The following is a 25,844-nucleotide window of genomic DNA, read 5'->3' as shown; positions in this document are numbered from 1 at the left end:
CCGGAGCGCGGTTGGCGGCACCGGCCTTGACAACGCGAGTCGTCGTCGCCGAACCTGCTGGGGAGGTGATCGCGATGGCTGATGGCGGTCGGCACCGCTGGTTGCGTCGTATCGAGGCACTCGATCCGGTCCGCGACCATCACGAGATCTACCGAATTTCGATCGGCTACGAGTTTCCCTTCGACTACCAGCGGGCGCTGGAGTTGGCGCTGCTGCGCACGTACTGCGTGCCGAGCATCTCGGCGCTGCTCGACGCGACAGGCGAGTTCCGGCACCGGGCCCAGCAGCGCTACGACGACACCGCGCTGCTGATGGCCGAGATGGCCGAGCACGGTTACGACTCGCCGCGCGGCCGGCAGGCGCTGAAGGCCATCAACCGGGCACACCATCGCTACGCGATCTCCAACGACGACATGCGATACGTGCTGTCCACGTTCGTGTACGAGCCGATCGACTGGCTGGACCGGTTCGGCTGGCGTCGGCTGCACGAGCACGAGCGGCTGGCCGCGTTCCACTACTACCGGGCGGTGGGCGCGCGGATGGGCATCCGCGACGTGCCGGACGACTTCGACGCGTTCCTCGACTTCAAGCGCGAGTACGAGCGGGCCACGTTCCGCTACGACCCGACCAACCAGCGGATCGCTGACCACACACTGGATCTGTTCGCCTCGTGGTATCCGAGGCCGCTGCGCCGCGCCGCGCGGCTCGGAGTGCTCGCACTGCTGCCCGCCGAACTGCGCGCCGCCTTCGGGCTCCCGGCCGCGCCGCGCTGGGTGTCCGCCGCTGTCGTACACGGGTTGCGCGGCCGGGCCGCAGCGGTGCGGCTGATGCCGCCGCGCACCACGAGTCGGTTGACCGTCGCGCCGCACAACCGCACCTACCCCGGCTATCCGCACGGATATGAGCCCTCCGACCTGGGTGCGCCGGCACCGCCGCCCGACCTCGACCCGACGTGGCTGGCCCGCCCGGTGCCGCCGCCGAGCACCGGGCCGGAGCCGCCGACCGCCCGCTGAGAGCGGTGCCCCGCTAGCCTGTCGCGGAGTCGGCAGTGGAGGCCGTCGACCGGTAGAGGTCGTCGATGCTGTCGCCGTACCTGTCGACGATGACGCGGCGGCGCAGCTTCAGGGTCGGGGTCAGCTCGCCCGACTCCGGCGTCCAACTCGACGGCAACACCTCGAAGGACTTGACCTGCTCCGGTCGGGCGAGCTTGGTGTTGGCGGCGTCGACGGCGGCCTGGATCTCGGCGAGCAGCAGCGGGTCCGAGGCCAGGTTCGGCAGCTGCGTGTCGCTGATGCCGCGTGCCCGCGCCCAACCGGCGGCGACCTCGTCATCCAGCACGATCAGCGCCGTCACGTACGGCCGTCGGTCGCCGATCGCGACGGCCTGGCCGATGAGCGGATGTGCCCGCAGCAGTCCCTCGATGTGCGCTGGCGAGATGTTCTTGCCGCTGGAGGTGATGATGATTTCCTTCTTGCGGTCGGTGATGGTGAGAAAACCGTCGTCGTCGATCGTGCCGACATCGCCGGTGGCCAACCAACCATCCGCGTCGACGATCGGCTCGACGCCGCCGTCACCGCGCAGGTAACCGGAGCAGACCAACGGCCCGCGTACGAAGATTTCGCCGTCGTCGGCGAGACGCACCTGCATGCCGAGATGGGGCCGGCCGACGGTGCCGGTACGGAAACGGTCCGGCAGGTTGATGGTGGCGGTGCCGGTGGTCTCGGTCATGCCCCAGACCTCCAGCACGTCGACGCCGAGCCCGGCCAGGAACCGCAGGACGTCGACCGGGATCGGGGCGGCACCGCTGCCGGCCCAGACCATGTTCTGGAGGCCCAATGTGGACTGGATCGGACGCAGGACGGTGTCCTTGGCCTGCGCCACCTGAGCAGCCAGCTCGTCGGGTACGGCCTGGCCGGCCGCGCGCAGCTCGTACGCCCGCAGGGCGACGGCGCTCGCGGCGCTGAAGGCGGCCTGCACGGCGGGCTCCGCGGTGGCCAGATGGGCCTGCACGCCGGCGGCCATCTTCTCCCAGATCCGCGGAACGCCGAAGAACGAGGGCGGGGCAACCGTGCGCAGGGCCTTGATGAGCTGGGTGGGGTCCGGGCAGATCGTCACATGGCCGGCGCGGTAGATGGCGTTGTAGATGCCCAGGATCCGCTCCGCGATGTGGGCCAGCGGCAGGTAGGCCACCGACGGCGCGTGGTCGGGGACTGACACGTTGGCCTCCAGGGCCACCGCCTGGTAGACCACGTTGTGGTGGCTGAGGACGACGCCCTTCGGGTCGCCGGTCGTGCCCGACGTGTACAGCAACGTCACCGGCTGCTCGGGACGGATCGCGCGCCAGCGCCGCTCGAAGGCCGCCGGGTCGGCCTGATACGCGGCCTGACCGGTGGAGCGCACCTGCGACAGCGGCACGGTCTTCGGGGCCAGGTCGCTGGGTTGGGTCTCGTCGACAAGCACGATCCGGCGCAGGTGGGGCAGGTCAGGCAGGACCGGACGCCAGCGGTCCAGTGCGGCGGCGTCTTCCAGCACGAGCAGCTGGGCACTGCTGTGCAGCGCCACGTATCGCATCTGGTCGGTGCTCAGTGTCGGATAGATCGTGGAGGGAATGGCACCGATGTGGACCGCGGCGAGGTCGACAAGCCAGTGCTCCGGCCGGCTCGACATCATGATCAGCATGTGGCCGCCCGGCTCCAGGCCGATCTCGGCCAGACCGCCGGCGAGCTCGGCGACCTCGTCGCGCAGTCGCGCCCACGTGCGGGTGTCGTCGCGGTCGAGCGTGGTCAACGCCGGCAGGTCGGCGAATTCGCTGGCGTTGCGGTGCAGCAGGGCTGGAACGGTCAAGTCGGCAGCCGTCTTGGCGCATTGGTCGGCAAGAGTCTCGGCGGGGTCCATGGGTTACTCCTTCAGCCGTAACCGGGCCGGGTGGGGTGAGGCCGATGTACCCCGCGTCGTGGTGGTGGCGAGGGTGCCGCAGCCTGTGACAGCACTGTAAACGAGGGCTAACTTTCTGGGAAGGACTGACTGTCGGTAAGCGCTTATCCGGACGGCATCCGTGCCCTGCCGTAGAACTGCGCCTAACGAAACGGCCGCCCCCGGAGTGGGGGCGGCCGGTGGCCGGTGGTTACTGCGCGGTCCACCCACCGTCGACGTGCAGGATGCTGCCGGTGACATAGCTGGCAGCGTCCGACGCCAGGAAGGCCACGGCGCCGACGACCTCGTGCGGCTGGCCGAAGCGGCCCATCGGGATCCGCTCACGCAACCGTCGCGACCACTGGTCGTGGCTGCGTAGCCCCGCCGTCATCGGTGTCTCCAGGTAACCGGGCGCCACCGCGTTCACCCGTACGCCGGCAGCCGCCCACTCCAGCGCCAGCGTGCGGGTGAGTTGCTCGACTCCGCCCTTGCTGGCGCTGTAGGCGGCCAGTCGCGGAAGGCCGACCTGGCCGTGCACCGAGGACATGTTGACGATGCTGCCCGCGCCCTGCTCGATCATGATGGCGCCGGCCGCGCGGGCACAGACGAACACCCCGGACAGGTTGGTGTCGATCACCTGTTGCCAGTCGGCGACGCTCAACTGCTCGCTGCGCTGCAACGCCGGGCTGATCCCGGCGTTGTTCACCAGGACGTCCAGGCGGTTCCATCGCCGCCGGGCCAACGCCACGACGGCCTCGGCAACAGACTCGTCGGTGACGTCACCGGCGACGATGTCCGCCTCGCCGCCGTTGGCGACGATCTTGTCGCGTACGTCCCGCAGCGCGTCCATCCGGCGCGACTGGAGGATGACGGACGCGCCCGCCGCCGCCAGCCCTTCGGCGATCGCCGCTCCCACCCCCTGGCCGGCACCGGTCACCCAGGCGACCTTGCCCTGAAGTTGTCCCTCGACCACTGTCATCTCGTCGTCCTCTCGGTGGCGGTCCCGTCACGAACCCAGCGCCGCGACGCCCTGCCCGTCGGCTACCCGCAGCCCCACGTCCACGAGCGCCGTCGCTGCCCCGGCCATGCCCGCGGCGTCCGATCCCAGGTGCTTGCCCTGGAGATGACGGAAGTAGATGGATTCCATGATGACCGCGAGCTTGAGGCAGGTGAGAGCGAGGCAGACGTCGAGGTGGTCGCCGTCGACCGGACGGATCGCGGTGTAGGCGCGTAGCACGGCTGCCCGGTCACCGAACCCGGGCCGGTCGGTCACGCCGAGGGCCACCGGGACGTGCCGGCGCAGCGTGTCACCGGGCTCGGTCCAGTAGACGAGCAGGAGCGCCACATCGCACACCGGATCGCCACGGGTGGTCATCTCCCAGTCCACCACCGCGCGTACGTCTGGGGTGTCCGGCGCGAGGATGAGGTTGTCCAGCCGGTAGTCGCCGTGCACGAGCGCCCACGGCCGGTCCGTGAACGCGCCCGTTCGAGCGGCCAGCCAGAGCGCGAGCCGATCGAATCCCGGCACATCACGCACCTTGGTTCGCGTCCACTGCGCGGTCCACAGTGCTGCCTGCCGGCTCAGATAGCCGACCGGTTGGCCGAAGGTCTCCAGGTCGGTGCCGCTCAGGTCGGCGTCGTGCAGCGTCGCAAGCGTCCGGACCAGGACGTCGGTGATGCCGGCCGCGCGCTCTCGGGACAGACCGGCACAGTCGGCCGTCGAGGACAACACGACGCCGTCGACGTGTTCCATGACGAGGAAGGGAGCGCCGATGACGGACTGGTCCGCGCAGAACAGGTACGGCCTGGCGCTCGGCACCGCCGTCTGGTGCAAGCCGCGAAGTACGCGATACTCGCGCGCCATGTCGTGCGCCTTGGGCAGCACGTGGCCGAGGGGCGGACGCCGCAGCACCCAGGACCGGGCGCCCTGGCTGATCCGGTACGTGAGGTTGCTCCGGCCGCCGGCGAGAAGTTCGGGGTGCCACGGCGCGGCCGGGTCGACGTCCGGCAGATGGTCGGTGAGGTAGTGCCCGAGTCGGCCCAGTGGCAAGCCAGGTGGTTCGCGGCCCTGGTCAGCCATGTGTCGCCCCGCCCGACCGGGCTGCCTCGTGTCGTCGGACGGCGCGGCGGGCCACTGCCCAGCGGTGCACCTCGGAGGCGCCGTCGTAGATGCGAAACGGGCGTACCTCGGCCAGGAACCGCGCCAGCGGCTGGTCGTGGGAGACGCCCTGCGCACCGCACAACTGCACCGAGCGGTCGACGATCCGCCCGACGGCCTCGGACACGAAGGTCTTGGCGATCGAGGTCTCGTTGTTCGCGCGTCCACGCCTGTCGAGCGTCGCGGCGGTGGTGCGGATCAGCGACCGGCACGCGGCGATGTCGATCTCGTTGTCGGCGATGAGGTGCTGTGCCAGGCCGAGATCGGCGAGCCGGCTGCCGAACAGCCTCCGCTCGACGACATAGCCGAGCATGATCTCGTGAGCGCGGCGGGCGACGCCGAGCCAGCGCATGCAGTGGGTGAGGCGGGCGGGCCCGAGCCGGACCTGCGCGTTGACGAAACCCCTGTCGACCTCACCCAGCACGGCCGACGACGGCACCCGGCAGCGGTCGAACGCCACCTCGCAGTGCCCGCCGGTGAAGCCGGCGTCGATGGTCGGGATGTGCCGGCCGACCACCAACCCGGGATTGCCGGCGTCCACGAGGAACATCGTCGCGGCGTCGACTCCCGTACGCGCCATCACGATGAAGAACGCGGCGCCGTCGGCACCGGTGATGAACCACTTCTCGCCGTCGATCACCCAGTCCTCGCCGTCACGCACGGCCGTCGTGGTGAGGGCCGCGGGGTCCGAGCCGGCGCCCGGGGCGGGCTCGGTCATCGCGAACGCCGAACGAACGTCGCCGGCGACAAGTGGCCGTAGGTACTGCTCGCGTTGTGCTGTCGTGGCGACGTGTTCCAGTAGCGTCATGTTGCCCTCGTCGGGCGCCGCGCAGTTCATGACGAGCGGCCCGAGCAGGCTCCGGCCGGCCTCTTCGAGGACGTCGGTCTGTTCGAGGAGCGACAAGCCCAGGCCGCCGTACTCGGTGGGTGCCGACGGGGCGAACACGCCGGCGGCGCGGGCCCGGACGCGTAGCCTGACGAGGACATCGGGATCGGTCTCGATCTCGCGCTCGACCGGAATCACCTGATCGTCGACGAACCGCCGAACCCGCTCCGTCAGACCCTCCGAGCCGTCGTCGGCGGTCCTGTTGGTACGCACCCTGTGCCTCCTGGTCGCTCCGGCCGCTGAACGGGGCGCCCGGTGGTCGGATGGGGCACCGACAGGCTCGTCGGTGCGGAACTGTCCTGTCACGACGGACGCCGAAACCGCTTGTCACAGCGGGGGAGCGGGGCTGCTGCGGCGCCCGTGCAGCTCAGGTCGGGCCAAATATAGATCGCCGTCGTGATCGACCTTGTGATCACCGACACAGTGTGCTCTCATCTGATACACGGGCGCAACATTTGTTTCACCGTATCAGTGGCCTCGACCCCGAGGAGTGCAGTGTGGAACCACTCAGCAGGCGCAAGATGTTGCAGGTCGGTGGGGCCCTGGGCGCGCTTGGCGCGTTGAGTGCCGCCACGCCGGCGCAAGCCGGGGCACCCTGGTCCTGGTCGCCCCTGGGCTCGGTCGCGGGCACCGGGGCGGGCGTCGACCCGCGATGGGTGTGGGACGAGGAGGCCGACCCCCTGGTCGCGTCATTGCTCGACCGGGGCGACGCGCCACTTGTCAACCGGGTGCTGCGCACCTGGACCAGGAACGGGCAGCCGTTGCCGGACGGACTGCCGGCGGACGTACGCCAGTTCATCGAACGTGCCCGACAGCTTCCGTCCTGGGTCGACCAGGGCAAGCTCGCCACCGCCGTGCAGTTCAACGAGAAGCGAGGGCTCTACCTCGGCGTGCTGTACGGCCTGGCCAGCGGCATGATGAGCACTGTCATTCCGAAGGAGGCCCGCGCCGTCTACTACTCCGAGGGCGGCGCGGACATGAAGGACCGCATCTCCAAGACGGCCAAACTCGGATACGACATCGGCACGGCGAACGCCTACCAGCCCACCGGCTCGATGATCGTGACGGCGGTCAAGACGCGGCTGGCCCACGCCGGCGTGCGTCACCTCCTGCCGCAGTCGCCGAGGTGGGTGGCCGTCGCGCCCGAGGACATCCCGATCAGTCAGCGCGACATGATGGTCACCTGGCACAGCCTGCCGACCACTGTCATGCGCCAGCTGAACGCGTGGCGGGTCCCGATCCCCACCCGGGAGTCGACAGCCTTCCTGCACCTGTGGCAGGTGGCCGCACACATGCTGGGCATCAGGGACGAGTACATCCCCGCCACGTGGAGTGAGGCCAACGCCCAGGCCGACCAGGTCCTCGACCCGGTGCTGGCGCCGACACCCGAGGGCATCGCGCTCGCGGACATCCTGCTCGACCTCGGCAAGGAGATCGACGCCGGCCTGCTGAGCAGGCCGATCCTCGGCTCGTTCACGCGCTTCCTGCTCGGCAACCAGATCGCCAACTGGTTGCAGGTCCCCCGGGAACCGCTCTGGGACACCCTGTTGCAGACGGCCTGGGGGCCGTTCATCGCCGTCCGGGAGGCACTGCTTCCGCTTCCCCTCGCGCCGCCGTCGTACTGGCTCTTCGACGAGTTCCTGCGCAAGCTGGCACTGCTCTTCCTGTCCGAGGGGCAGCAGATCAACATCGAGATTCCGCTCGGCAACCGCCCACTCTGATCGTGCAGGTTCCGGTCGGGGGCGCTGCCGGTGGCGCGTCCCCGACTTCTGCCGACGCACCGCACCCAGCTCGCGAGACACCACACCGGTCGGCAGTGGGGCACGATTTCCGGCGACGCTTTCCCGGGTACGTGCTGGCCGCGCCGGTCCTGGTGACCGCTGCGGAGCTGCTTCGAGCCCCCGGCGCCACGGCGCTGCCGTCGTCGGGCGTGGCAGAGTTGCAGGGCCTCGACGACATCATGACCGCCGTGGCGCTGGCCACCTCGGCGCTTATCGCGATCGAGGTCAGTCAGGACGGAACCGTGTCGTGCACGGCGCCCCGAGCGCCGATGGGGCAGGCGGTCACCACCTCGACCGCCGCGCTGATCGCCGAGGAACTCGCTGTCCCGCGAAGGCGGATCCGCGTCGCACCGGCCGACACAGGGCCGGGACGCGTGGGCACCCCGGCAGTCGCCGGTACGACCTATGCCTCCGTCCGGGTCGCCGCGGCCATCGCCCGACAGCGGCTCTTGAAGGCCGCGGCGGCAGTGCTCGGCGTACCCCTGGGCGACCTGCGGCTGGACGCCGGCTTCGTCACCGACGGCGCCGGCTCACGGCTCGACATCGGCGCCCTCGCCACGAAGGCTGCCAGCCCGCGCACGCTCGCCGTGGCGGTGGAGCTCGCCCCGCGCGACAGTCGCCCTCTCGTCGACCATCCGGCGGTCGGGGGAGCGCGGACGGCGGCTCACCGACGCCCGTGACCAGGCGTAACCGGGACTGTGGCAGCCGTTGATCCCTTGACATCGGCGGACGTGCGCAGAGACACTGCTTGTGCTAATTCGATTTAGCGCTGGAGCAGGTCCAAAGAGTACCGGAACGGGTCGTTATCGACGGGCGCGAGCCCGGATGGCCCAGGAGGAGGCTCTTCACGTCCCACCACCACCACCACCGAATCCGCGTCCCGTCCCCAGACGCCTTCAGCGCCGGTGGCTCCTCGGGCAGTGAGCCGAATCAACCCCCGCACCCCTGGTCGGGGCTCGATCAGTGCTGCCCTCAGTCGACGTGTCCGGTGCAGAACCGTTCATCGAAAGGCCGTGAAATGAGACTACGAAGGAGTGTGCTCAGATGAGGAAGGCGATCGGAAGGCGCCAGCTCGCGCGCGCGGTAGCGGTGCTCGCGGTCGTGTCACTCGGTGCCAGCGCTGTCGTCTCCGCGCCGGCTGCCGCCGCCACCACGGCCGCCGTCGTGGAAGGCGTCACCGTCACGGCGGACAACGCCTCACCGACCGGATACACAGCCACGTTCGTCTACCGCAACGCCAACGCCACGCAGGTACGCCTTGCCGGCGACCTGACGCTGCTCGACGTCGGCACCGGCACCACGCGGTACCAGCCGGAGGCGTGGCAGCCGGGGCGGTACCACTCCGGAGGCACCGAGTTCCTCAGGGACATGACCAGGGACCCGGCGGGCTACTGGTCGGTCTCGGTCCCGCTGCACGCCGGCAGCCTCAGCTACTGGTACCGGGTCTGGGACCCGACCCAGGGCTGGGTCAACAAGCGCATCTGGGATCCCGCCTCGACGAACCCCCGGCCGCCGGGCGAGTCCTCGTTCCGGGTCCGCAACAACGACGTCCTCGACGCCGTGTACGTGCCGTACGCCGACAAGCAGAACGACCCGGTGCTCAAGGCGCGCTCCGAGTACGAACTGCCGGTGGCCGACCCGGCGCGGCGGGGCACAGTGCGGTACATCCCGTACACCACGATCCTCGGCGACAGTGGTCACTACCTCGGCGTCTACCTGCCGCCGAACTACGACCCGAACCGCGCCCAGCCGTACAAGGTCGCGTACCTCGCCCACGGCATCTTCGGCGACGAGACCGACTTCATGGTCCCCGCGAACGTCCCGAACATCCTCGACAACATGACGGCCAAGGGTGAGATCGAGCCGACTGTGGTCGTCACAATGGGCAACCATTTCACGGGCACCAGCCTCGGGTTCGCCTCGTACAACCAGACCAACGCCGCGAACAACCTGGTCCAGACGATCCTGCCGCTCATCGAGTCCACCTACAACGTCTCCACCGAGCGGGAGGGTCGCGCCTACGGCGGGTTCTCCTACGGCGGCATGACCGGCGGCGTCGTCATCCGGAACTACCCGACGACGTTCGCGTTCTACGGGCACTTCTCCGGCAACCCGTCGCTCACCACGCAGGACTACGACACCATCGCCGCCGCGGTCGGCGACGACGACCTCTTCGTGTTCCTCGGCAACGGCGTCTTCGAGGGCAACCTCAACGCGCAGAACGGCATCGCGAACAACTTCCGGGCGCGCGGCTACGACGCCCACACCACCCAGGTCCCCGGCGCGCACGACGGGATGACCGCCGGCCAACTGTTCACGATCTTCGCGCGGGACTTCCTGTGGTCGGGGGTCGACTCGGTGTCGGTGACACCGGCGACGCAGACCCTGACGAAGGGCTGGAACTGGGTGCGGCAGTTCGACGCCAAGGTCAGCACCAACGCCGGTGTGAGCCCGGCGGTAACGTGGTCGGTCACGGGCGCGACCTCGGCGGGAACGACGATCTCCGCCGACGGCCGCCTCTCGGTGTCCGCCGACGAGACCGCTTCGGAGCTCACCGTCGTGGCGACGTCGGTGGTCGACTCCACAAAGGCCGGCTCGGCCCGGGTCACCCTGGCGAACCCGGGCGCGACTCGGGTCGTGGTGAAGGCGAAGGCCGCGCCCGCGTCGATCGTCAGAGGTGGCACGTTCACACTGGACGTCGACCTACGGGCGCAGACCCAGCACAAGAAGGCACCGACGGTGACCGGTGAGGTCGCTGTCACGTTCGGCGGCAGCACGCAGGTGGTGCCGCTGACCGACGGCGGGGCGGTCGTCAGCCTGCCGACCGCCGGGCTGTCGGCAGGGGGCTACCCCGTGTACGTCGCCTACTCGGGTGACTCGACCTACGCTCCCACCGCGGCCGTCCACCAGCAGTTGCGGGTTCGGTAGTCGACAGCGCGGTGGGCCGGCGACCTCCCCGTCGCCGGCCCACCGCCAACTGTCGGATCCCGGCGGCGCCGGAGCGGACTACGTGGTCACCGTGGCGGACAATGCGCGCAGGTCGCAACCGGCGAGCGCGTCCGACTGGGGTACGTGGGCGAGGTCGGACTCGGCGAGCCCGAGCCGGCCGTACGCGCTGTGCAGCGCCGCCACCACGGCGCCCAACGCGCCGGAGAGGTCCCCGAGTTCGGCGCTCTGGACGACCGCCGGGGCGGAGGGCACGATCTCCCTCAGCCGATTGCCCAGTCGGCCGAGATCGGGTGTGAGCGCGTGGGAGATGCCGCCGCCGAGGACGATCACCTCGGGTTCGTAGGCCACCACGGCGGCGGTGAGGATGATCAGCAGCGCCTGCTCGACGTACTGCTTGACCGGGACCAGGCGGGGATCGCTGGAGTGGAAGACGTCTGCCGCGTTGTCGAACGGTAGGCCGAGGTCGCGGGCGCGGGCGAGGATTCCGGGCCCGGTGATGATCTGTTCGAGTGCGCCGCCCAGCGGGCCGGCCGGCAGGTGCCCGAACTCGCCCACCATGCCGCTGCGGCCCCGGAACAGCCGCCGTTCGATGGCGACGCCGGCGCCGAGCCCGGCCCCGATCGTGAACATCACAGCGGTCTGCGTGTCGCGCGCCGCGCCGAAGCGCAGCTCACCCAGCAGCGCGTAGTTGGAGTCGTTGTCCACCTCGATGCCGGTGGCCAGCCGCTTCTCCAGCAGGCGGAGGAACTCCGGATCCTCGACCTGGGGAAGGTTCGGCGCGTTACGGACGGTGCGGTCGTGCTGCCGAACGGCACCGGGCAGCCCCACCGCCACGCAGTCGAGCCGGTCGAGGTGGTCGCCGACGGTCTGCCGGATGAGGTCGGCCAGCCAGTGGGCCAGCCGGGGGGCGTCGTAGTCGGCCGGGGTGGGGACCGTGCGGCCCACAAGCGGTGTGGCGGCGAGGTCGGCCACCACCAGTCGGACGTTGGAGCCGCCGACGTCGACTCCGCAGACCACGCCCCGTCCGGCGGCGATCGCCACCCGTGTCGCCCGCCGGCCCCGGGTGGTGCTCGGGGTGCCGTCGGTCTCGGTCAGCAGCCCTTCGTCGAGGAGTTGTTCGACGATGCGTGACACCGTGGCGGGGGAGAGGTCGGTCTCCTGGCCGATGGCGGTGCGGGTCACCGGGCCGTGGGTGAGGACGTGCGTCAGCACCGTCGACCGGTTCGCGCGTCGCGGCGCCTGTGCTTCCACGTCCACCTCCCCTATTTCTTTCCGACCGAATGTTAAGGCTGCGCCCTGGCCGCCGCAACACCCGAGCGCGTGTCGGTTCGCCCGGCTCAGGGATACCGCCGGTAGCCCGCGCTGTCGGCTGCATTTCCGTCGTAGCCGGACAGATGCCCATCTTTATGGTCGAACCGCGTGGCCGAAATCTCCGAGCGGGCCTCTTGACGGGTGTGAGCAGGGACGTTAATACTTTCACCCTGAACGGAAATAGAGGCCGCCGCCCCGCCGGTACGGACCGGAGCCGGGGTGACGGCACGGGTCCCTTGTCACGTGCCGTGCTGGTCACGTCGGAACCCCGTCTCAGTCCGGAGCCACCGGCTCCGGGCCCGTTGCTGTGGAGGGAAGAGCTATGAATCTCACCCGTAGGCGTGGGGCAGTTCTGGGCGCGATCTGCGCCCTGGCGCTCATGGTCAGCGCCTGCTCGAACGAGACGTCCGGTGATGACGGCGGCGCGTCGAGCGGCCCCCGGACCGAACCGAGCCTGTCGTTCGTCGGCCCCGGCGGGGAGACGCCGACCGCCGCCGACCAGCTCTCGCTGACCCCCGAGGAGCAGCAGAAGGTCAAGGACGGCAACTTCTCGGCCGCCTTCGTCTGGCACGAGGGTTCCGCGCTGACCAAGGCTGTGGAGTCCGGCGTCCGCAAGGAGTTCGACCAGCTCGGCATCAAGGTGCTGGCCAGCACCAGCGCCGAGTTCGACGCCGCCCGGCAGGCCAACAACCTGCAGACCGTCCTGGCGCTCAAGCCCGACCTGATCGTCACGATCGCTGTCGACCCCACCGCGGCCGCGGCGGCCTTCAAGCCCGCTGTCGACGCCGGCGTCAAGCTGGTCGTGATGACCACCCCGCCGAAGGGCTACAAGGCCGGGGAGCAGATCGTCGGCATCGTCACCGCCGACCTGACCGCGTTCGGTAAGGCCAACGCGGAAATGCTCGGCAAGGCGCTCGGCGGCAAGGGCAAGGTCGGCTACATCTACCACGACGCCGACTTCTGGTTCACCAACCAGCGGGACAAGGCGTTCAAGGACTGGCTGAACTTCCTCTACCCCGACATCAAGATCGTCGAGGAGACCGGGTTCTCCGACCCGGCGCGGACCGAGGACATCGCCACCGCGATGCTGACCCGCCACTCCGACCTGAACGGCGTCTACGTCGCCTGGGCCACCGCCGCCGAGGGCGTGCTCGCCGCGACCCGGCAGCAGGGTCGTACCGACGTCAAGATCGTCACGAACGACCTGGAGGCGAACCTCGCCGCCGACCTGGTCAAGGGCGGCAACATCGTCGGCATCGTCGCCAACGGCTCCACCCGGCTCGGCCAGAGCCTGGGCATCGTCTCGGCCTACGGGCTGCTCGGCAAGAAGGCGCCGGAGCTGGTCGTCGGCTCGCCGATGGCCGCCACCAAGGAGAACATCGCCGAGGCCTGGCGCGACGACTACGGCCAGGAGCCGCCGGCCGAGGTGCGCGGCAACTGACAGCAGGTAGGCGCGGTCCGGGGCTCTCCCTGACGAGACCCCGGACCGCACCCCCGGCCAGGCGACACGGCCGGGGCCGCGAGCCCCTGCGAAGCGCGACGGAAGGAAAAGCCAGATGGGGTACGTCCAGACAGTCCTCGGGCCAGTGTCCCCCGAGTCGCTCGGCCGGGTGCTGAGTCACGAGCACCTCGGCGCGCTGGTGCCCGGGCCGTGGCTGTCCGGCGGTGCCGGCGACGACCGCGCGGACCTCGCCGTCGACGCCGTACGCGGCCTGCCGGAACTGGGCTTCGGCACGATCGTCGACCTGTCCCCGTACGAGGTGGTGGGCCACGACGTCACACTGCTGCGTGAGGTGGCCGAACGCACCGGCCTGCACGTCGTCGCCGGATCGGCGATCTACCTGGAGCCGTACTCGCCGGGCTGGGCGCTGAACGCCAGCGTGGACGAGATGCGGGAGCGGTTCGTCGCCGACGCCACGATCGGGGTGGGCGACACCGGGGTCAAGGTCGGCATCTTCGGCGAGCAGGCCACCGGCCTCAACGAGATCACCCCGCACGAGGAGAAGTGCCTGCGCGCCGCCGCCCGCGCCCACGTGGCCACCGGACTGGCGGTGAACACCCACACCACGCACGGCACCATGGCACTGGAGCAGGTCGAGATCCTCCGCGAGGAGAAAGCCGACCTCTCCCGCATCGTCATCGGCCACCTGGACATCAACCCCGACCCGGACTACCTGCGGGCGGTGCTCGCGACAGGCGTCAACATCGCCTTCGACACCCTCGGCAAGCAGTTCTGGGACTTCGTGCTCGCCCCACTGCCGGACAACCCGCCCGAGGGCGAGTTCGGCAAGCGGGCGTACCACAGGCCCGACCGTGCCCGGCTGGACATGCTCGCGGGGCTGGTCCGAGACGGGTACGCCGACCGGATCCTGCTCTCGATGGACCTGACCGGCGCGGAGGCGTACCTGAACCCGGGCACGCACGGCCGCCTCGGCTACTCGTACCTCGGTCAGGAGATCGTGCCGGGTCTCGCCCGGCTCGGTGTGCCGCCGGAGGCGCTCGACGCGATGCTGGTGGCCAACCCGGCCCGACTCCTGACGGTCGCCTGATGGCCGGCCACCCGAACCCGCAGACCGGATCCCCGGGGTACGTCGCCGGTGTGGACCTCGGCGGCACCAAGCTCCGGGCCGCGCTCGCCGACCTCTCCGGTCACCTCGTGGCCGAGGACGTGCTGGCCACCGACCCGCGCGGTGGGCTGGCGGTCGCCGAGCAGATCGACGCGCTGCTGCGCGACCTCGCTGTCCGTGGCGGCGTGCCGTGGTCCGACGTGCGGGTCAGCGCGATCGGCCTGCCGGGCGCCCCGGATCCTGCCACCGGCACCGTCGACCTCTCCCCGAACGTCTCCGAACTCGGCTCCTTCGACATCCGGGCCGAGTTGACAAGCCGGCTGGGCCACCCGGTGGTGCTGGACAACGACGTCAACATGGCAGCCGCCGGAGAACTGTGGCTGGGCAGCGGACGTACCCATCGGCATTTCGTCTTCGTGGCCGTCGGCACCGGGATCGGCATGGGCATCGTGCTCAACGGCGAACTGGTCCGTGGCGCCCGTGGCGCCGCGGGGGAGATCTCCTACCTGCCACTGGGCACCGACCCGTTCGACCCCGCGAACCAGGTCCACGGCGCGCTGGAGCAGGCGGTGGCCGGCGCGGCCCTCGCCGCCCGCTACCGGGCGGTGAGCGGCGAGCAGGCAAGCGTGCCCGATGTCTTCGACCGGGCCGCGGCCGGCGACGAGGGCGCCCGGGCGGCAATCGACGAGGAGGCCCGCTTCATCGCGTTGGCAATCGTCGCGGTCACAGCGGTCCTCGACCCGGAGGCGGTAGTCCTCGGCGGAGGAATTGGCTCCCGGGTCGAGCTTGTCGAGCCGGTCCGGCGCTGGGTCGCCGCGTTGAACGCGGACGCCCCGGAGATCAAGACCAGTCTGCTCGGCGACCGCGCCGGCCTGCTCGGCGCCATCGCTGTCGCCCGCACCGAGGCCGGCGTCCACACCGATTCGCCGACCCACCACGACCTGCCCGCCCACCTCGGTTCGGCGGCGCGGCCCGTTGCGACCCAGCCCGGCTGGACCGCCTCTTTGGAAACAGCGGAGGGACGATAGATGACCCAGACCGATGCTGCTGTGAAGGCCAGAAGCGGGCCGGCCTGGAGCAGATTCAACTGGCGCGACTACGTGGTCTACATCGGCTTCGCCGTCGTGTTCCTGTTCTTTGCCATCACGCAGGGCAGCAACGGCTTCCTCACCACCAGCAACCTCACGAACATCGTCATCCAGACCGCGCCGATCACCGTCATGGCGGTCGGCCTGGTCTTCGTGCTGGCGGCCGGTGAGATCGACCTGTCGATCGGCTCGGTCGTCGCGCTCTCCGCGCTGGTCGGCGCTGTGACGTTGCGGGAGACCGACAGCATGCTGCTCGGCGCGGCGGCCGGGTTGCTCGCCGGCGCGGCGGTCGGCCTTGTCAACGGGGTCTTCGTCACCCTCGTGCGGCTGCCGTCGTTCCTGGTCACGCTCGCCACGATGGGTGCGGTGGCCGGTCTGGCCCGCGAGGTCACCGGCCTGCAGTCGGTGCCGGTCGGCAACGAGGCGTTCCTCGCGATCTTCGGCCAGGGCGAGGTCTTCGGCATCCCCGGCCTGGTGCTCTGGTCGGTGGCGGCCGTGATCGTCGGCTACCTCGTGCTGCGGCAGACCCGGTACGGCGCGCACACCCTCGCGATCGGCGACAACGTGGGCGCGGCCCGGGTCAGCGGCATCAACGTGGTCCGCGTCAAGATCATGGTGATGATGGGCAGCGCCATGTGCGCCGCGATGGCCGGTCTGCTCTACGCCGGCCGCTTGCAGGGCGCCCGGTACACCCTCGGCGAGGCCGACCTGATGTCCGTGATCGCCGCGGTGATCGTCGGCGGGACCAGCCTGTTCGGCGGCAAGGGCTCCATCGTCGGGGCGCTGCTGGGCAGCCTGCTCATGGGCATGCTCAACAACGGCCTGATCCTGGCCGGGCTCTCCGTGTCCCAGCAGATGATGGCGCGCGGCGCGATCATCCTCGTGGCCGTCTCCCTCTCGCTGCGCGAGCGGCGCAGCTGACCCGGAAGGAAGCTGACGCATGTTTCTGGAACTGCTGCGACGCCGCAACCCGGGCCTCCTGGCCGCTGCCGCGGACCTGCACGGCAGAGGTGACCTGCCGGCCAACTGCTACGCGCTGGACCTGGACACCGTGGCGACAAACGCCGCCGCCATCCGGCGCGAGGCCGACCGCCACGGGCTCTCCGCGTACGCGATGACCAAGCAGGTCGGGCGCAACCCCGACTTCTGCCGGACGATCCGCGACGCCGGCATCACCGAGGCGGTCGCCGTGGACCTCCAGTGCGCGCTGGCCGACCGGCGGGGCGGGCTCGGCATCGGTCACCTCGGTCACCTGGTGCAGATTCCCCGGCACGAGGCGGCCACGGCGGCCGCGCTCGCCCCGAGCTACTGGACGGTCTTCAACGACACAAAGGCCGGCGAGGCGGCAGCCGCGAGCGCCGCGACCGGCCGGGAGCAGGCGCTGCTCGCCCGGATCAGCGCCCCCGGCGACCGCTTCTATCGCGGTCACGAGGGCGGCTACCCGGCCGACGAGATCGTCGCGGTCGCCGACCGGCTCGATGCCCTTTCCGGGGCACGGTTCGCCGGTGTCACGAGCTTCCCGACCCAGCTGTTCGACCCGGCCGCCGGCCGGGTGGTGCCGACTGCGAACCTCGACACCCTGCGGAGCGCCGCCGCCGCGTTGCGCGCCGCCGGGCGGTCCCACGTCGAGATCAACGCCCCGGGTACGACGTCCGCCGCGATCCTCGGCATGCTCGCCGAGGCCGGCGCCACGCAGGTCGAACCCGGTCACGGGCTGACCGGAACGACGCCCTGGCACGCTGTCACCGACCTGGTCGAGGAGCCCGCCGTGCTCTACGTCAGCGAGGTGTCGCACCTGTGGGACGGCCGGGCGTACGTCTTCGGTGGCGGGCTCTACGTCGACCCCGTGCTGGGTCTGGGCGGCACCCGCGCCCTGATCGTGCCCCGGGGCGGTGGTCTCGACGACGCGCACCTGGTCGACGTGGAGATGCCCGCGCCGGAGGCGATCGACTACTACGCGATGGCCGACGTCGGCGCGGTACCGTCCGTCGCACCCGGCGACACAGTCCTGTTCGGATTCCGGCCGCAGGTCTTCGTTACCCGGGCACTGACAGCGGGCGTGACCGGCGTGCGTTCCGGCGCTCCGGCCGTCACCGGCGTCTACGCCGCCGACGGGTCGACGCCGATCCGGCTCGACGACGGCGACCCGCACACCCACGCGTCCGGCAGCACAGGGAGGGCATCATGAGCACTGTCACCCAGAACACCGTCCCGGCCGGCGACGCGGCCGGCACGGGCACCCCTCCGTTGCAGCTGCGCGACATCCGCAAGCAGTTCGGCGGGGTCGTCGCGATCGAGCGGTTCGACCTCGAACTGGCCGCCGGTCAGATCACCGCGCTGGTCGGCGACAACGGCGCCGGCAAGTCCACCCTCGTGAAGATCATTTCCGGGGTGTACCAGCCGACCGAAGGCGAGCTGCGGATGCACGGCCGGCCTGTGACGTTCCGGGACGCCTCCGACGCCCGACGGCAGGGTGTCGAGGTGGTCTACCAGGACCTGGCCCTTGCCGACTCGCAGCCGGTCTACATGAACATGTTCCTCGGCCGGGAGTTGACCCGCGGCCCGCTGCGGCTGCTGGACCGCCGCCGGATGGCACGGGAGACCCAGGAACTTGTGGACGCCCTGGACGTCCGCATCCCCAGCGCGAAGGCGACGATCAGGGACCTCTCCGGCGGGCAGCGTCAGGCGGTGGCGATCTGCCGAGCCACCCACTGGGCGAGCGGCCTGGTGTTGATGGACGAGCCGACAGCCGCGCTGGGGGTGGCCGAGACCGCCAAGGTGGAGCAGCTGATCATGAAGCTGCGGGAGCGCGGCGCCGCAGTCCTCGTCGTCAGCCACAACCTCGACCAGGTGTTCCGGATCGCCGACCGGGTGGCGGTGCTGCGCCGCGGCCGCCAGGTCGGTGTCCGGAACATCGAGGAGACCAGCCGCAACGAGATCGTCTCGATGATCACCGGTGCGTCGGACGAGGCCGAGCGGCAGTGAGCCCGGCTGCTGCTGGCGATCCGGGGCATCGCCAGCAGCAGCCGACCCTGGCCGGGGTGCACGTCGTCATCCTGACCAACTACGGCCTCGACGAGCATGTCTTCCACGCACTGCGCCGGCGCGGCCGGGTTCCTCGTCAAGGACATCGAGCCGGAGGACTTCCTGCACGCCGTCCGCGTCGCGGCACGCGGTGACGCGCTGCTCGCACCGTCGATCACCCGCAGACTCATCGACACCTACGTCACCGAGCCGCCCCACCTGCGTGCCCACGCCGGATTGGCAGGGCTGACCAACCGGGAACGGGAAACCGTCGCCCTTGTCGCGCGTGGGCTCTCCAACGACGAGATCGCCGATCGCATGGTGATCAGTCCGCTGACCGCGAAGACGCACGTCAACCGGGCCATGGCCAAGTTGCACGCGCGGGACCGCGCCCAACTCGTTGTCATCGCGTACGAGTGCGGCCTGGTCGTGCCGCGCCCACGCTGAGGTGACCGACAGCAGGGCGGCCAGGCGTGGCGAGCGCCGTGCTTAGCTGTCGGCATGATCGCACCTGTTTCCCTCGGCACGTGGCCGACTCCGTTGGAGCCCGCGCCCCGGCTCGCGGCCCGGCTGGGCCTGGCGGAGCTGTGGTTCAAGCGTGACGACCTCGGCGGGCTCGGTGGTGGTGGCAACAAGGTCCGCAAACTGCGGTACACCTGCGCCGAGGCGGTCGCGGCCGGCGCCACCACGCTCATCACCTCGGGGGCGCCGCAGAGCAACCACGCGCGGCTGACCGCCGCGGCGGCCGCGCGGCTGGGCCTCGGCTGCGTGCTGGTGCTCGCCGGCCCGCCCCCGCCGGATCGGCGCGGGAACCTGCTGCTCGACGAGTTGGCGGGAGCGGATGTCGTCTGGGCCGGAAACGCTCCGCTGGCCGAGGTGGTGGCGGTCGAGGCGCAGCGGCGGTCGGCGTGGGTCATCCCCTTCGGCGGCACCTCACAGGCTTCAGTCGAGGGGTACGTGGACTGCGGCCGGGAGCTGCGCACCCAGGTGCCGGACATCGCCGGGGCGGAGGTCGTCGTAGCGCTCGGCTCCGGCGGGACGATGGCCGGGCTCGTACGCGAACTGGGCGCCGATCGGGTGGTCGGTGTGGACGTCGGCGCCCTGCCCGACCCCCGTTCGACGGTCGCCGGCCTGCTGCCCGGCGAGGTCGAGCCGGCCGCGCTGCGGATCGACGGCTCACAGGTTGGTGCCGGCTACGCCACACTCACCGACGGCGTACGGGCGGCGCTGGCGACGGCCGCCCGCGCGGAGGGGATCTTCCTGGACCCGACGTACACCGGTCGGGCGATGGCGGCGCTGCTGGCCGGCACCTTTCCGCGCGGCGCCAGGGTGGTCTTCCTGCACACCGGCGGTCTGCCGGGGCTCTTCGGCCATCCTGGGCTGTTCGGCGGCGCGACCAGCGGCGAGGATCACTGAGCGGCGGTGCCCGGATCGGCTCGTGCCATGATTGCGCGCATGGGCAAGCAGCAGCACGTCGGCGGATCCGACCGGCACAACGGGTCGGGCGGCACCGCCCCCGGCGCGACCGGTGGCGAGGAGCGCCTCGGCGTGGCGCAGGACCCGGCGACGTCACAGATGACCCTCATCGACCTGGCGTCCGACCCGTCGCCCGTGGTTCGCAAGGCCGTCGCCGGCCGCAGCGACGCGCCCGCGCAGGCCCTGCGGCCACTGGCCCGGGACCACGATCGTGACGTTCGGGAGGCGGTGGCGAGGAACCCGTCGGCGTCGGTCGGCAACCTCCTGCGTCTCGTCAAGGACGCGGACCGGTGGGTCCGCTGGGCGGTGGCCGGCAACCCGGCGTGCGACGAGTCGGTCCGCCGGGCCATGGTCGAGGCGCCCGACAAGGAACTTCGCGGCCTCCTCGCGGAGAGCCGCGAGCTGGAGCCCGACCTGGCGGCCCGGCTTGTCGACGACGTCTCACCCGAGGTGCGGGAGCGGCTCGCCACCCACACCCACGATCCCGACGTCATCACCGCGCTGATGGCCGACCGCACCGGACGCGTCCGCAAGGGGCTCGCGCGCAACCGGCGGACCACCGCCGCGCAGCGCAGCGCACTGGCAGACGACCCGGTGGTCGACGTCCGTGCCGCGCTGGTCCGCTCGGTGGAACTCGACGAGGCGGACCTGCAACGCCTCGTCAACGACCGTTCGGTGCAGGTCCGACTGGCGATGGCGACCTCCGAGGTCGTCCCGCCACACATCCGCGAGGCGCTCGGGCGCGATCCGGACGAGATGGTGGCCTCGGCCGCGCGGGACTTCCGCCCGGAGTCCGGTAACGCCTCGGTGGTGCGGGCGCCCCGCATCGGTCACCGGCCCTCCGGGGCCGGCCCTGCGAGGTCGGGCGGCACCGCCCACTGACCCCGTGCGGCACTGCGGCACCGGGAGGCTACATCCGCGACACCCGTGGCTGGGGCGGGGTGCTGCGGTGGGCGACATGCGTCGCCGATGACTGCCGAACGTTCAGCGGGACGTCCCGGCGGGCCAGGCGGTGCAGCAGGGCGCGAATCTGGCGCTTGTCCGCGGCCGGGACGGACTCATCCAGCAGCCGTTCGCGGATGCTGCCCATGTCCGCCTCGACCTGCGTGAGCGCCGGAGGGCCGGCCGGGGCGGCGGTGCCCGCCATCGCGAGCGGCCGGATCGCGGCGGCGATGGAGAGCCCGAGCGTGGCGCACAGGCTGCGTACCTTCGCCAGCTCCGGATAGCGCTGCCAGTCGCCGGCGAGCCAGCGGAACAGCGTCGAGCGGCTGATGCCTGTGTGTCGCGCGAGGTCGCCGACCGTCCAGCCGCGCTTTTCCCGCGCGTCCTCGACGGCCTGGCGAACGAACTGCGCAAACGCCATCTGGGGCGTCGTGGGAGTAGTGTCCGACATCGGAGGTGCCCCCCTCGGTCCTGTCGTGCTCGGCGTGCGCCGGTCGGTCGGATGCGGCAGTGATGTGATCGTCTCGCAGCCGAGGTCGTCATGCTGTGTCGTCCCGCCCCACTCCCTTACTCGTTCGAGGTTGGGCGGTTACTCAACCGCCTGTCCCAGGCGATGGACCGCCGCCACGGGGTGGTGCCGCCGTCCCGCCGGCGGGCCCGCTGCTGTGACAGTTACCTCACCCGTCCTCTGTGATCTTGGATACGCCCTGTCGGGGCAGTACCGTCCCCCTGTCGAGACCCGCATTCGCACCAACCTGGCTGCCCGTAACGGATGCAGCCGAACCGGAGGGACACCGTCGTGAGGTTCCAGAGCGCAGTCCGGCAGGCCGGACTCGTCGTGGCGGTCACCGCCCTCGCACTGAGCGCCGGCTGCGCCAAGAAGGACGACAGCGAGGTCCAGGCGAGCGGGGTCAAGCTGGTCCAGGCCGGCAAGCTGACCGTCTGCACCCACCTGCCGTACCCGCCGTTCCAGTCGAAGGACGCCGGCGGCAAGGTGACCGGGTTCGACGTCGAGGTGATGGACCTCGTCGCCAAGGAGTTGGGCGTCGAGCAGACGATCATCGACACCCCGTTCGAGGGGATCAAGTCCGGCCAGGACCTGAACACCGGCAAGTGCGACGCGGCGGCCGCCGGCATGACCATCACCGAAGAGCGGCAGAAGGTCATGAACTTCTCCGACCCGTACTTCGACGCCACTCAGGCGCTGCTGGTCAAGACCGGGAAGCCGTACAAGTCGCTCGACGACCTCAAGGACCGCAAGCTCGGCGTCCAGGCGTCCACCACCGGCCGGGACTACGCCCGCAAGTTCGAGAAGGAGAAGGGCCTGCAGCTCGTCGAGTTCGAGGATCTCGCCGCCCTGCAGCAGGCCGTCGCCAACGGTCAGGTCGAGGCCGCCATCAACGACCTGCCGGTCTGGACCGAGTACCTGAAGAAGAACCCGGGTGGGTTCGAGGTGGCCGCCGAGTTCGACACCGGCGAGCAGTACGGGTTCTCGGTGAAGAAGGACGGCAACCCGGAACTGCTCAAGAAGATCAATGAAACGCTTGCCAAGGCCAAGCAGGACGGCACGTACGACGCCATCTACGAGAAGTGGATCGGCAAGCGTCCGAGCGCCTGATCGAAGTGCGGTGCAGGAGGGCGCGCGCCCCGCGCGCCCTCCTCTTCGGTAACCTCCGGGAAGGCAACGAGCGAACGTGAAGCTGCGACGCCGCCAGCGGGAGCGGCTGTCCCTCGGGCTCCAGTACCTGGTCTTCATCGCCCTCATCGCCGCGGTGGCCTTCGCCGCCGACTGGGGCAGGTTGAAGGACGCGTTCTTCCGCGTCGACATCATCGAGTCGATGTTCCCGACGATCATCACGGTCGCGCTGCGCAACACGGTGCTCTACACGCTTGGCGCGTTCGCGTTCGGCCTCGTGTTCGGCACCATCCTCGCGCTGATGCGGCTGTCCCGGGTGGCGCCGTACCGCTGGGTGGCGACCGCGTACATCGAGCTGTTCCGGGGTCTGCCCGCGCTGCTTGTGCTCTTCCTCGTCGGGTACGGCATCCCGATCGCCTTTCCGGAGCGCGAGATTCCGGGCGGCGTGTTCGGTTCGATAGCTATCGGCCTCGGTCTGACCGCGGCGGCGTACATGGCCGAGACCATCCGGGCCGGCATCCAGGCGGTGCCGAAGGGGCAGATGGAGGCGGCGCGCACCCTCGGCATGTCGCACTTCACCGCCATGCGCACGATCGTCATTCCGCAGGCGTTCCGGATCGTCATCCCGCCGCTGACCAACGAACTCATCCTGCTCACCAAGGACTCGTCGCTCGCCTACGTGCTCGGCGTGACGGCACAGACCATCGAGATCACCAAGTTCGGCCGGGACATGCTCAACGACCGGGTGAACGCCACTCCGCTGTTGGTGGCCGGTCTCGCCTACCTGGTCATCACCCTGCCTCTGTCCCAGGTGGTACGACGCCTCGAACTCCGCTACGCCAAGGCCCGGTGACCCGCATGACGACAACGCCGCCCCGCCCCGCCGTCGAGATCCGCGACCTGCACAAGTCCTTCGGGCCACTAAAGGTGCTCAAGGGCATCGACTTCGAGGTCGGGCAGGGTGAGGTGGTCTGCGTGATCGGGCCGTCCGGGTCCGGCAAGTCGACGCTGCTGCGCTGCGTCGACCTCCTGGAGGAGCCGACGGCCGGCACGATCTGGGTGAACGGCGTCGAGATGACCGACCCGGATGTCGAGATCGACGCGGTACGCCGTGGCATCGGCATGGTGTTCCAGTCGTTCAACCTGTTCCCGCACCTGACCGTGCTGAAAAACCTCACAATCGCGCAGCGGCGGGTGCTGCGGCGTGGTCGCGCCGAGGCCGAGCGGATCGCGCGGGCCAACCTGGAGCGGGTCGGGCTCTCCGACAAGGCCGACGCGTTCCCGGCGCAGCTCTCGGGCGGGCAGCAGCAGCGGGCAGCCATCGCCCGGTCGTTGTCGATGGAGCCCAAGCTGATGCTCTTCGACGAGCCGACCTCCGCGCTCGACCCGGAACTGGTCGGCGACGTGCTCACGGTCATGCGCAAGCTGGCCGAGGACGGCATGACGATGATGGTGGTCACCCACGAGATGGCGTTCGCCAGGGACGTCGCCGACCGGGTCGTGTTCATGGACGGCGGTGTGGTGGTCGAGCAGGGCCCGCCGCAGGAGGTGCTCGGCGCGCCGAAGCACGAACGGACCCGCGCGTTCCTCTCCCGGGTCCTCGACCCGACCCACGTCGCGCAGCTCGGCCAGCCCGCACAGTCGCCGGAGCCGCCGGCAGCTCCCGGCCTGCCGGCCGACGACCGCCACAAGCTCTGACGGACCGCCCCGGGCTGCCCCGGGATCGCCTTCGGCCGAGCCGCTCGCCTGCGGCTTTCATGATCAACGCGACGTCGGCGATGGCGGGCCGTCGTGCGCCCCGGATGCCGCACCATCGTCGATGGTGACTGGATGACGCGGGGCGTGCGGGGCTGAGGCACGCCCCGGCCTGCGTCCCGGTCTCATGTCAATCGACGATTGCCGTGATGTCAAGGAAATCTTCTTGCAATCAGACCTGTACTTTCGTCGATGGATTACATAAGTTGCTGTCATCCACCGAAAGTTCTGAGTCTTCCGAGCAAAGCCCGCGACGAGCCTCACCTCAGTCGTGCCTCCGCCCCGTGCTCGGCGGTTGATGCACCCTGCCCTTCGTCGCGTCTTCGCCCGGTCGGGAACGGAGACCCATGGACGATCATGCCGCTGGCCCTCACCGCCAGCTGTCCCGCAGATCGCTGATCGCCACCGGAGCACTTGCCGCCGGCGCGCTGGGCGCGGCCGCCCCGGCGATCGGCACCGCCTTCGGCGGCAGCCCCGCTCGGGCCGCAGCCGGCGTCACGAAGAAGGTCACCCTCTACGCCGAGCAGCTGCCCGGCGGCCTGTTCGGCTACGGGCTAGCGCCCGGCCAGGCCACCGTGCCGGGGCCGGTGCTGGAGATCTACGAGGGTGACACCCTGGAGATCACGCTTGTCAACACCACAAGCCAGCGGCTGTCCATCCATCCACACGGGGTGGACTACAGCACCGACTCCGACGGCAGCCCGCTCAACGCCTCGTTCAACAACCCGGGTGAGACGCGCACGTACGTCTGGCGCTCGCGGGAGATGTTCGCCGCGACGGGCCGGCGGTACATGCCGGGCAGCGCCGGCTACTGGCACTACCACGATCACGCCATGGGCACCGACCACGGCACCGGCGGAATAGCCAAGGGGCTGTACGGGGCGCTCGTCGTCCGGCGGCGCGGCGACATCCTGCCGGACAAGCAGTTCACAGTCGTGTTCAACGACATGATGATCAACAACAAGATGGCGCCGGACACTCCGATGTTCGAGGCGAACCTCGGCGAGCGGGTGGAGTGGATCGCCATCGGGCACGGCGGCACCTTCCACACCTTCCACCTGCACGCGCACCGCTGGGCGGACAACCGCACCGGGATGCTGGAGGGTCCGGCCGACCCGAGCCTCGTGATCGACAACAAGGACCTCAACCCGGGCAGCTCCTTCGGCTTCCAGGTCCTCGCCGGAGAGGGCGTCGGGCCCGGCGCCTGGATGTACCACTGCCACGTGCAGTTCCACTCCGACGGCGGCATGGCCGGCATCTTCCTGGTGCGCAACGCCGACGGCAGCATGCCGCCGGGCGCCGAGGAGGCGATCCACCGCTTCCAGGGCCACACCCACACGCATGGCAACTGACCGAAA

Annotated in this window: 21 protein-coding genes and 2 pseudogenes; 17 read left to right on the top strand and 6 right to left on the bottom strand. The window is 70.4% G+C overall.

The window, feature by feature from the left end:
• Window positions 1–74 precede the first annotated feature (74 nt).
• A complete protein-coding gene (locus ACFY2Q_RS21470; protein ID WP_387132848.1) occupies window positions 75–1,013 on the top strand; it encodes an oxygenase MpaB family protein in 939 nt (312 codons plus the stop codon).
• Between the two features lie 13 nt (window positions 1,014–1,026).
• Here the strand turns inward: ACFY2Q_RS21470 and ACFY2Q_RS21465 are convergent, their stop codons facing one another.
• From ACFY2Q_RS21465 to ACFY2Q_RS21450, 4 genes are all read right to left on the bottom strand, one after another.
• Window positions 1,027–2,895 (bottom strand): AMP-dependent synthetase/ligase, encoded by a 1,869-nt coding sequence (locus ACFY2Q_RS21465; protein WP_387132847.1) that lies wholly within the window; start codon window positions 2,893–2,895, stop codon window positions 1,027–1,029.
• Window positions 2,896–3,124: 229 nt separating this feature from the next.
• Window positions 3,125–3,892, bottom strand: a complete 768-nt coding sequence (locus tag ACFY2Q_RS21460; RefSeq protein WP_387132845.1) for an SDR family NAD(P)-dependent oxidoreductase — start codon at window positions 3,890–3,892, stop codon at window positions 3,125–3,127.
• 27 nt (window positions 3,893–3,919) lie between these two features.
• The gene (locus tag ACFY2Q_RS21455; protein ID WP_387132843.1) at window positions 3,920–4,993 is read right to left on the bottom strand and encodes a phosphotransferase family protein; all 1,074 of its coding nucleotides are present in this window, start codon (window positions 4,991–4,993) and stop codon (window positions 3,920–3,922) included.
• Window positions 4,986–6,170, bottom strand: coding sequence for an acyl-CoA dehydrogenase family protein (locus tag ACFY2Q_RS21450; protein ID WP_387132840.1), 1,185 nt, complete (start codon window positions 6,168–6,170; stop codon window positions 4,986–4,988). The genes ACFY2Q_RS21455 and ACFY2Q_RS21450 overlap by 8 nt, the downstream gene beginning before the upstream one ends.
• A 284-nt stretch (window positions 6,171–6,454) precedes the next feature.
• Here ACFY2Q_RS21450 and ACFY2Q_RS21445 point away from each other — a divergent pair, with 284 nt between their 5' ends.
• The 3 genes from ACFY2Q_RS21445 to ACFY2Q_RS21435 all read left to right on the top strand — a co-directional run bounded on the left by ACFY2Q_RS21445 (window position 6,455) and on the right by ACFY2Q_RS21435 (window position 10,666).
• Complete coding sequence (locus ACFY2Q_RS21445; protein ID WP_387132838.1) at window positions 6,455–7,678, top strand: oxygenase MpaB family protein; 1,224 nt, start codon at window positions 6,455–6,457, stop codon at window positions 7,676–7,678.
• 95 nt (window positions 7,679–7,773) lie between these two features.
• The gene (locus ACFY2Q_RS21440; RefSeq protein WP_387132835.1) at window positions 7,774–8,418 is read left to right on the top strand and encodes a molybdopterin cofactor-binding domain-containing protein; all 645 of its coding nucleotides are present in this window, start codon (window positions 7,774–7,776) and stop codon (window positions 8,416–8,418) included.
• A gap of 364 nt (window positions 8,419–8,782) precedes the next feature.
• Window positions 8,783–10,666, top strand: coding sequence for an alpha/beta hydrolase-fold protein (locus tag ACFY2Q_RS21435; protein ID WP_387132833.1), 1,884 nt, complete (start codon window positions 8,783–8,785; stop codon window positions 10,664–10,666).
• Between the two features lie 78 nt (window positions 10,667–10,744).
• Here ACFY2Q_RS21435 and ACFY2Q_RS21430 read toward each other — a convergent pair whose 3' ends face one another.
• Window positions 10,745–11,938, bottom strand: coding sequence for an ROK family protein (locus ACFY2Q_RS21430; RefSeq protein WP_387132830.1), 1,194 nt, complete (start codon window positions 11,936–11,938; stop codon window positions 10,745–10,747).
• Window positions 11,939–12,320: 382 nt separating this feature from the next.
• On the opposite strand from ACFY2Q_RS21430, the gene ACFY2Q_RS21425 reads away from it, so the two are divergent.
• The 9 genes and pseudogenes from ACFY2Q_RS21425 (at window position 12,321) to ACFY2Q_RS21385 (ending at window position 21,035) form a co-directional block, all read left to right on the top strand.
• Complete coding sequence (locus ACFY2Q_RS21425; RefSeq protein WP_387132827.1) at window positions 12,321–13,439, top strand: substrate-binding domain-containing protein; 1,119 nt, start codon at window positions 12,321–12,323, stop codon at window positions 13,437–13,439.
• A 115-nt stretch (window positions 13,440–13,554) separates the two neighbouring features.
• Window positions 13,555–14,547: a phosphotriesterase gene (locus tag ACFY2Q_RS21420; RefSeq protein ID WP_387132825.1), complete on the top strand. Its 993-nt coding sequence runs from the start codon at window positions 13,555–13,557 to the stop codon at window positions 14,545–14,547.
• Window positions 14,547–15,593, top strand: coding sequence for an ROK family protein (locus ACFY2Q_RS21415; protein WP_387132823.1), 1,047 nt, complete (start codon window positions 14,547–14,549; stop codon window positions 15,591–15,593). The genes ACFY2Q_RS21420 and ACFY2Q_RS21415 overlap by 1 nt, the downstream gene beginning before the upstream one ends.
• On the top strand, window positions 15,594–16,574 hold the full coding sequence (locus ACFY2Q_RS21410) for an ABC transporter permease (protein WP_387132821.1): 981 nt from the start codon (window positions 15,594–15,596) through the stop codon (window positions 16,572–16,574).
• Between the two features lie 19 nt (window positions 16,575–16,593).
• Complete coding sequence (locus ACFY2Q_RS21405) at window positions 16,594–17,841, top strand: alanine racemase (protein ID WP_387132819.1); 1,248 nt, start codon at window positions 16,594–16,596, stop codon at window positions 17,839–17,841.
• Window positions 17,838–18,638: an ATP-binding cassette domain-containing protein gene (locus ACFY2Q_RS21400; RefSeq protein WP_387132817.1), complete on the top strand. Its 801-nt coding sequence runs from the start codon at window positions 17,838–17,840 to the stop codon at window positions 18,636–18,638. Before ACFY2Q_RS21405 ends, ACFY2Q_RS21400 begins: the two co-directional genes overlap by 4 nt.
• Window positions 18,639–18,679: 41 nt before the next feature.
• Window positions 18,680–19,124, top strand: a pseudogene (locus ACFY2Q_RS21395) (LuxR C-terminal-related transcriptional regulator); the annotation flags it as partial.
• A 54-nt stretch (window positions 19,125–19,178) separates the two neighbouring features.
• Window positions 19,179–20,093 (top strand): pyridoxal-phosphate dependent enzyme, encoded by a 915-nt coding sequence (locus ACFY2Q_RS21390; protein ID WP_387132814.1) that lies wholly within the window; start codon window positions 19,179–19,181, stop codon window positions 20,091–20,093.
• Between the two features lie 39 nt (window positions 20,094–20,132).
• On the top strand, window positions 20,133–21,035 hold the full coding sequence (locus tag ACFY2Q_RS21385; RefSeq protein WP_387132812.1) for a hypothetical protein: 903 nt from the start codon (window positions 20,133–20,135) through the stop codon (window positions 21,033–21,035).
• A 109-nt stretch (window positions 21,036–21,144) separates the two neighbouring features.
• Here the strand turns inward: ACFY2Q_RS21385 and ACFY2Q_RS21380 are convergent.
• A pseudogene (locus ACFY2Q_RS21380) lies at window positions 21,145–21,546 on the bottom strand (multiprotein-bridging factor 1 family protein); the annotation flags it as partial.
• A gap of 348 nt (window positions 21,547–21,894) precedes the next feature.
• On the opposite strand from ACFY2Q_RS21380, the gene ACFY2Q_RS21375 reads away from it, so the two are divergent.
• From ACFY2Q_RS21375 to ACFY2Q_RS21360, 4 genes are all read left to right on the top strand, one after another.
• Window positions 21,895–22,713 (top strand): basic amino acid ABC transporter substrate-binding protein, encoded by an 819-nt coding sequence (locus ACFY2Q_RS21375; protein WP_387132809.1) that lies wholly within the window; start codon window positions 21,895–21,897, stop codon window positions 22,711–22,713.
• Between the two features lie 76 nt (window positions 22,714–22,789).
• Window positions 22,790–23,584, top strand: coding sequence for an amino acid ABC transporter permease (locus ACFY2Q_RS21370; protein ID WP_387132808.1), 795 nt, complete (start codon window positions 22,790–22,792; stop codon window positions 23,582–23,584).
• A 5-nt stretch (window positions 23,585–23,589) separates the two neighbouring features.
• Window positions 23,590–24,429 carry an amino acid ABC transporter ATP-binding protein gene (locus tag ACFY2Q_RS21365; RefSeq protein ID WP_387132806.1) on the top strand — a complete coding sequence of 280 codons (840 nt, stop codon included), beginning with the start codon at window positions 23,590–23,592 and terminating at the stop codon, window positions 24,427–24,429.
• A gap of 404 nt (window positions 24,430–24,833) precedes the next feature.
• Entirely contained in the window at window positions 24,834–25,838 is a 1,005-nt protein-coding gene (locus ACFY2Q_RS21360) for a multicopper oxidase domain-containing protein (RefSeq protein ID WP_387132804.1), read from the top strand.
• Window positions 25,839–25,844: the final 6 nt, after the last annotated feature.

This window comes from Micromonospora sp. NPDC000316, assembly GCF_042898885.1.
Lineage (GTDB): Bacteria > Actinomycetota > Actinomycetes > Mycobacteriales > Micromonosporaceae > Micromonospora.
The sequence above is the reverse complement of the archived record's forward strand: the minus strand, read 5'-3'. Positions and strand labels throughout refer to the sequence as shown.